Origin of the sequence: Bradyrhizobium sp. NBAIM03, assembly GCF_020194055.1 — a bacterium.
Taxonomy (GTDB): Bacteria; Pseudomonadota; Alphaproteobacteria; order Rhizobiales; family Xanthobacteraceae; genus Bradyrhizobium; species Bradyrhizobium yuanmingense.
This window is the reverse complement of record NZ_JADYVS010000146.1, coordinates 1-453: the sequence shown is the minus strand read 5'-3', so window position 1 is coordinate 453 and position 453 is coordinate 1. Positions and strand designations below refer to the sequence as shown.

Below are 453 nucleotides of genomic sequence, written 5' to 3'. Positions count from 1 at the left end.
CGCTGGAAGCGGCGCTGTACAAGAAACCGATGGTCATCACCTACAAGGTGCCCTGGTTGACCGCGCAGATCATGAAGCGCAAAGGCTATCTGCCGTATGTTGGGCTGCCGAACATCCTGTCCGGCCGCTTTGTCGTGCCGGAACTGCTGCAGGATGACGCGACCCCCGAGGCACTCGCGCGCGAAACGCTGCTGCAACTCAGCGACCATGGCAACGCCACGTTCCTGCGTGAACACTTCACGCAGATGCACCTGACGCTCAAGCAGAACATGGCGGAGATTGGAGCGAAAGTCGTTGTCGATCTGCTACGCAGTCGCAGTAAGCTTTAAGCCCATGGCTTCCCGCAAACCCAATCCCGACCAGCTCGGCCTGCTGCTCTCGCAAGAGCCGGCGGCCAAGCGTGCGCGTCGCATCCTGTGCGGCGTGGATGAGGCTGGACGCGGGCCATTGGCC

1 pseudogene is annotated in these 453 nt (G+C 61.8%); it reads left to right on the top strand.

The window, feature by feature from the left end:
• A pseudogene (locus I6F21_RS37805) lies at positions 1 to 329 on the top strand (lipid-A-disaccharide synthase); the annotation flags it as partial.
• Positions 330 to 453: the final 124 nt, after the last annotated feature.